Source organism: Microvirga sp. P4_G7 (assembly GCF_056401005.1).
On record NZ_JBFUKD010000228.1, the window covers coordinates 1 to 5,300 of the forward strand.

Annotated in this window: 10 protein-coding genes; 6 read left to right on the forward strand and 4 right to left on the reverse strand. The window is 61.2% G+C overall.

Annotation, left to right across the window (positions count from 1 at the left end):
* The coding region (locus AC1DT3_RS11430; RefSeq protein WP_477465377.1) for a PAS domain-containing protein at nucleotides 1-658 on the reverse strand (658 nt) is incomplete at its 3' end.
* Nucleotides 659-838: 180 nt separating this feature from the next.
* Here AC1DT3_RS11430 and AC1DT3_RS11435 point away from each other — a divergent pair.
* Entirely contained in the window at nucleotides 839-1,438 is a 600-nt protein-coding gene (locus AC1DT3_RS11435; protein ID WP_477465378.1) for a class I SAM-dependent methyltransferase, read from the forward strand.
* 83 nt (nucleotides 1,439-1,521) lie between these two features.
* On the opposite strand, the gene AC1DT3_RS11440 is transcribed toward AC1DT3_RS11435, so the two are convergent.
* Nucleotides 1,522-1,680, reverse strand: coding sequence for a DUF3309 family protein (locus tag AC1DT3_RS11440; protein WP_477465379.1), 159 nt, complete (start codon nucleotides 1,678-1,680; stop codon nucleotides 1,522-1,524).
* Nucleotides 1,681-1,934: 254 nt separating this feature from the next.
* On the opposite strand from AC1DT3_RS11440, the gene AC1DT3_RS11445 reads away from it, so the two are divergent.
* Both AC1DT3_RS11445 and AC1DT3_RS11450 read left to right on the forward strand, forming a co-directional pair.
* Nucleotides 1,935-2,198 carry a NepR family anti-sigma factor gene (locus tag AC1DT3_RS11445; protein WP_477465380.1) on the forward strand — a complete coding sequence of 88 codons (264 nt, stop codon included), beginning with the start codon at nucleotides 1,935-1,937 and terminating at the stop codon, nucleotides 2,196-2,198.
* Complete coding sequence (locus AC1DT3_RS11450) at nucleotides 2,195-2,743, forward strand: sigma-70 family RNA polymerase sigma factor (RefSeq protein ID WP_477465381.1); 549 nt, start codon at nucleotides 2,195-2,197, stop codon at nucleotides 2,741-2,743. The genes AC1DT3_RS11445 and AC1DT3_RS11450 overlap by 4 nt, the downstream gene beginning before the upstream one ends.
* A gap of 149 nt (nucleotides 2,744-2,892) precedes the next feature.
* Here AC1DT3_RS11450 and infA read toward each other — a convergent pair whose 3' ends face one another.
* Both infA and AC1DT3_RS11460 read right to left on the reverse strand, forming a co-directional pair.
* Nucleotides 2,893-3,174, reverse strand: a complete 282-nt coding sequence (gene infA, locus AC1DT3_RS11455; RefSeq protein ID WP_477465382.1) for a translation initiation factor IF-1 — start codon at nucleotides 3,172-3,174, stop codon at nucleotides 2,893-2,895.
* A 96-nt stretch (nucleotides 3,175-3,270) separates the two neighbouring features.
* Entirely contained in the window at nucleotides 3,271-3,480 is a 210-nt protein-coding gene (locus AC1DT3_RS11460) for a cold-shock protein (protein WP_112662673.1), read from the reverse strand.
* Between the two features lie 339 nt (nucleotides 3,481-3,819).
* Here AC1DT3_RS11460 and AC1DT3_RS11465 point away from each other — a divergent pair, with 339 nt between their 5' ends.
* The 3 genes from AC1DT3_RS11465 to AC1DT3_RS11475 form a co-directional block, all read left to right on the forward strand.
* The gene (locus tag AC1DT3_RS11465; protein WP_477465383.1) at nucleotides 3,820-4,194 is read left to right on the forward strand and encodes a hypothetical protein; all 375 of its coding nucleotides are present in this window, start codon (nucleotides 3,820-3,822) and stop codon (nucleotides 4,192-4,194) included.
* A gap of 78 nt (nucleotides 4,195-4,272) precedes the next feature.
* On the forward strand, nucleotides 4,273-5,088 hold the full coding sequence (locus AC1DT3_RS11470) for a nucleotidyltransferase family protein (protein WP_477465384.1): 816 nt from the start codon (nucleotides 4,273-4,275) through the stop codon (nucleotides 5,086-5,088).
* A gap of 7 nt (nucleotides 5,089-5,095) precedes the next feature.
* The coding region (locus tag AC1DT3_RS11475) for a metallophosphoesterase (protein ID WP_477465385.1) at nucleotides 5,096-5,300 on the forward strand (205 nt) is incomplete at its 3' end.

Sequence of the window (5,300 nt, forward strand, 5' to 3'; positions counted from 1 at the left end):
TCATGCGGCTGCGCGCATACATCCAGCGCAGCGTGCCATCCGGGCGCAACGCACGGAACTCGAAATCGGCAATCACCCCGCTCTCGACGGCTTCGAGCATGTAGCGATTGATGGTGGTCTGATCATCCGGATGCACGTGGCGCCGAAAGTCCTGGCGAGTGCGCGGCGCCTCCGCGGGGTCGAGACCGAAGAGGTGCACGAGCGCCGCGTCCCATTCCACATCGTTGTCCTTGAGGTTCCAGCGCCACGTGCCGGTATTCGACGCGTCGAGGGCAGCGACGAGCTTTGCCTGCGCCACTTCCAGCCGGGTCGCCATGCTCCGGAGCGTTGCGGCCGCCGCCACCGACAGGCCGCCGCCGAAGATGTAGATCGCGAGCCCCGCCAACGTGCCCGAGCTGAACGGCGCCGGACCATGAGTAAGGGCGAGGAATCCGAACGTCGCCAACGTCCCCAGCAGAAGGGCGAACATCCCCGCTCCGCCGCCGCCGGCGATGGCGGTGATCAGGACCGCCGGATAGAGCGTGATGTATGGCAGTTCATTGCCGAGCAGCGGATCGAGCACATAGCGGACGAGCATCGCCACGCCCACCGCGGCGCAAGCGAAAAGGTAGGCGACGATCCCATGGACGGAGGTCGGGCGGGTATAGCGGGTCAGCACGTTGCAGCCTCGGTGTACAAGGGCGCTATATCATTTCAAAACAGAAATTTCCATGCCCGGGCCCGCCCCAGCGGCCAGTGTGGATCGGGGCAAGCCGATCCCCGTTTGCGCGATGATGTCTAGGCAGGCGCCCGAAATAGAATTAGGTGCGGAGCGCCATCGCAGCCAACGGAGATCCCGATGTCCTCCCGTGACGATCAGACCCTCGGGTTCTACCGCGACGAGGCCCGCGCGTATGCCACGCGGACCCGCGCCGTGGCCTACGATCGATTGAACGGCTTCCTTGCCTCCCTGCCCCCTCGCGGCAGCATTCTCGAGCTCGGGTGCGGCGGAGGCCACGACACGGTGGCGCTGATTGCCGCCGGGTTCGCGGTCACACCAACAGATGGGTCCGCCGACATTGCGCGGGAAGCCGAAAGGCGCCTCGGCCGGCCGGTCGGGGTCCTGCTGTTCGACGAGATCGACGACGAGGGCGTCTACGACGGTGTTTGGGCCAATGCCTGCCTTTTGCATGTACCCCGTGTCGGCCTTCGGCCCATCATCGCTCGCATTCATCGGGCTTTGAAGGCCGGCGGCGTGTTCTATGGCAGCTACAAGGCCGGAACCGCAGAGGGCTATGATCAGTTCGGTCGCTACTTCAACTACCCTTCGGCCGATTGGCTGCGCGCGACATACGGCGTGTCTTCCTGGTCCAGGCTGACCATCGAAGAGGCGACCGGCGGCGGCTACGACCAAAAGCCCACCACTTGGCTCCACGTGACGGCAGTCAAAGGGATCTGAGTTGCGCGAAACGACGATGGCCGGGAACGGGTCCCGGCCACTTTCGTCTCGTTTCATCGGGACAGGGGCCCCGTATCGCCTCGTCAGATTCTTCCCAACAGCAACAGGATGATCAGGATCAACAGAACAACGCCGAGCACGCCGCTCGGGCCGTAGCCCCAATTGCGGCTGTACGACCAGTTCGGCACGGCGCCGACCAGAAGAAGAATGACGAGGATGAGCAGAATAGTACTGAGGGTCATGAACGGCGCTCCTTGTTAGTTTCCTGAGACCCGCGGGGCCCAGGATTGGCCCGCGTTTCACGGCATCGTCACAGAAACTTGGCTTTAAGGATTAAGTTCCCCCGCTCTTTGATGGTCGGCCAAGGTTATCCCCAGGCAAGTTCCAAACCTCCCTGAACCAGGAGGAACGATGCCTTGGCTGCGGCGTTACTTCCTCGGCGATCGGGGTGCCGCCATGAGTGCGACCCTCAATTCAAGGGGAGGGCTGGCGGTCCATGCGGCAGGACGATCCAAGCAAACTCAAGTCACCCAAAAGCGGGGACGACGACTTTTCTTCGGCGCTGAGGAAAGAAAAGCGGCCGGCGCTCAGTCGATCCGTCCAGAACCAGCTCGGTAAACGGCTTCAGACTTTCTACGACAGCCTGGCCCTCGGCGAAACGCCGGTTCCGGAGCGCTTCATCGAGATCATCAATCAATTGGAGCAGGCTGAGCCCGATCAGTGGGAGAACGGGGCCGAGCGGAGGAAACGACATTCATGAGTATCGACAATTCGCTTCGCGATTCCATGCTGAAGGCGACGCCGAATCTGCGCGCCTTCGCGATCTCCCTGACGAACAATGTCGACCGGGCCGATGATCTCGTTCAGGAAACCCTGATGCGGGCTATCGCCAATATCACGCGTTTCCAGCCCGGCACGAACATGCAGGCCTGGCTCTTCACTATTCTGCGCAATCTCTTCCATTCCGAATACCGCAAGCGGCGTCGCGAGGTTGAGGATGCGGATGGCAAGTACGCTGCTACCCTCGCCGTCCAGCCCGCTCAGGGCGCCCATCTCGACTTCGACGATCTGCAGAAGGCTCTGACCCGCCTGCCTCCCGACCAGCGAGAAGCGCTGCTGCTCGTGGGCGCCTCGGGCTTCTCCTATGAGCAGGCAGCCGAGATCTGCGGCTGCGCCGTCGGCACGATCAAGAGCCGCGTCAACCGCGCCCGCAATAGGCTCGCGGAGCTGATGCACCTGACGGACATGGAGGAAGACCTCGGTCCCGACCGGGTTACACTTTCCGTGATGCAGGCTGTCGCCTGACCCTGTTCCAGCACCAAAGTCCGCCGAACCGTTGACGGTTCGGCGGCTCTCAATGTTGTGGACCGATCAAGACTACAAACCGAGATGGATTGCGAAGCGGCGGTCGAACGCCGCTTTTTGTTGGCCGAAACGGCCAGCCCGTTTAGCGCTCAGCGCCGGCGGAACTGCTGATTTCCGCGCTGCGGCGGACGGGGTCCGCTCGACGATCCTGAATCCTTGTGACGGAAGATCAGGCGACCCTTTTCCAGGTCATAGGGAGACATCTCGACCGTCACGCGGTCGCCCGCCAACGTCTTGATCCGGTTCTTCTTCATCTTACCCGCGGTATAGGCGATCACTTCGTGCCCATTATCCAGCTGCACCCGATAACGGGCGTCCGGCAGGATTTCGGTCACAAGACCCTCGAAGGTGATGAGTTCTTCCTTTGCCATGCAAAGCCTTCCGTCGAACAACAAAAAGGCCGCCCCGAACCGGAACGGCCGCTGCAGGAGGACGTGAGTTGGTCCCGCCCTCCGGCAAAAAATAACTTACGCGTTCTGCAGATTCACCGCAGACGTCTTACCCGTGCGCTGATCGGTCTGAAGCTCGTAGGAGATCTTCTGACCTTCGCGCAGACCACGCAACCCGGCACGCTCAAGCGCGGTAGCATGGACGAAAACGTCCTTGCCGCCGTTATCCGGCTGAATGAAGCCATAGCCCTTGGTCCCGTTGTACCACTTCACCGTTCCGGTTTCCATCTGGAATACCCTTCACTATCGGTTTGCACGTGAACGGAGCGTCTGATGTCGATCCGTCGTTGGTCGATTTTGGTAGAGAGAAGACGTGCGCCCGGCAGTGCCAGAGGCGAAGCAGCCCATTCGTCCGGCCAAATGTCGATGTGATTTACGTAAGAGATACCCCCAGAAAAGGCAAGATGTTCCCTTGGCAAAGCCCCCCGAAAGCGGCACGAAACACCTAAAAGATAAGCCTTCTTAGCCAAAAGACGGACGCCGTGATCGCCTCCCCGCGCCTCCTCCGGCACGCCTTCCCTCCCGGGATTTACAACCCATATATCGCGGAAAAAGGAATTCATCGTAATGGCCGGAATTTCCGTCACGCTCGAGGGCAACAACATTCAGCTCGCCTTCAAGAAGGGTGAGCAGTCGACGGCGGTGGTCATGGATCCGCAAGCCGCTCGTTCGTTGATCAATGCCGTCAGCCAATTGCTGTTCGCAATCGGCGAGAGCGATGAGGAGGAGGGTGAGGTGAGCGAGGAATTCATGGACGTGACCTCTCCCACCATCGACGTGGGCATGGACGAAAACGGCCTCGCCGTCGTGTCTCTTCAGGCTGGCCCGCTGCCGCCGTTCATGCTGCGTTTCAAGGACGATGAGGCGAGGCACATCGCGCAAAGCCTGCTCGAAATCCTGAACAGCCCGCGCGACGCACGAACGTCTCTCGGCGGGCACTGACCCCGCAGGAAGGAACTTCGTCCGGCTCATCCGGTTGTCGAACGCGGGACCGCGTGTGGCCGCGTTCGGACAAAGCTGATGACGGTTCATGAACCTGCCTTCACTCCCGTGGCCCACCCAGGCGTCCCCATCATCGACGCCAAGGCGGAGCCGACGCTCAAGCACCCGGAAGCCGAAGTCTTCTATGGGGAAGCGTTGCGCGAGTTGAACGAGCTCGGACTGCCGTTTCTTCTCGCTGGAACCTATGCCCTCTCCGCCTATACCGGGATTACTCGTCCGACCAAGGATCTCGACATCTTCTGCAAGGCCGGCGACTACACGCGCGTCCTCTCACACTTCAAGAATCTCGGCTACGCGATCGAGATCGAGGACGAGCGTTGGCTCGGCAAGGTTTTCAAGGGCAGACATTTCTTCGACGTGATTTTCGCCTCCTCGAACGGCACCATGCCGATCGGCGATCTGTGGTTCGAGAATGCGCGCCAGATCGAGGTTTTCGGTTCGCCCGTCCGCATCGTCGGGCCGACTGAACTCGTATGGTCCAAGTGCTTCATCCAGTTGCGCCACCGCTATGACGGCGCGGACGTCGCTCACACGATCCTCAAGGCGCACGACCAGATCGATTGGCGTCAATTGCTCGCCTACATGGAAGTCCACTGGGAAGTGCTGTTGATGCATCTCCTCAACTTCCGTTGGATCTATCCGACGGAGCGGGACAACGTTCCGCGCTGGGTCATGGATGAACTGCTCGACCGGCTCTCCAAGCAATTGGATCTGCCGCCGCCCCAAATGAAAGTCTGTCGCGGCCGCATGTTTTCGCGCATCGATTACGAAATCGACGTGAAGCAATGGGGCTTCGCGGACGTTGGTGGCGAGGGTGAATGGCGGAATGACTGAGGCCGGAATGAGCGACGACCACACACCTCTCAAAGTCGCGGCGATGGGCGATCTGCACGTGCGCGAGGACAACGCCGACTTCTACCGCGAGCTTTTCGGCGAGGTGTCGCGTGCCGCGGATGTGCTCGTGCTGACCGGCGACCTCACCGACCTCGGCAAGGTCCGAGAGGCCGAGCTGCTGGCGCAGGATCTGAAGGCCTGCTCCATTCCTG

What these genes read in the sequence shown, in the direction of transcription:
- AC1DT3_RS11435 (WP_477465378.1), top strand. Translation starts at nt 839, where the DNA reads ATGTCCTCCCGTGACGATCAGACCCTCGGGTTCTACCGCGACGAGGCC.
- AC1DT3_RS11440 (WP_477465379.1), bottom strand. Translation starts at nt 1,680, where the DNA reads ATGACCCTCAGTACTATTCTGCTCATCCTCGTCATTCTTCTTCTGGTC.
- AC1DT3_RS11445 (WP_477465380.1), top strand. Translation starts at nt 1,935, where the DNA reads ATGCGGCAGGACGATCCAAGCAAACTCAAGTCACCCAAAAGCGGGGAC.
- AC1DT3_RS11450 (WP_477465381.1), top strand. Translation starts at nt 2,195, where the DNA reads ATGAGTATCGACAATTCGCTTCGCGATTCCATGCTGAAGGCGACGCCG.
- infA (WP_477465382.1), bottom strand. Translation starts at nt 3,174, where the DNA reads ATGGCAAAGGAAGAACTCATCACCTTCGAGGGTCTTGTGACCGAAATC.
- AC1DT3_RS11460 (WP_112662673.1), bottom strand. Translation starts at nt 3,480, where the DNA reads ATGGAAACCGGAACGGTGAAGTGGTACAACGGGACCAAGGGCTATGGC.
- AC1DT3_RS11465 (WP_477465383.1), top strand. Translation starts at nt 3,820, where the DNA reads ATGGCCGGAATTTCCGTCACGCTCGAGGGCAACAACATTCAGCTCGCC.
- AC1DT3_RS11470 (WP_477465384.1), top strand. Translation starts at nt 4,273, where the DNA reads ATGACGGTTCATGAACCTGCCTTCACTCCCGTGGCCCACCCAGGCGTC.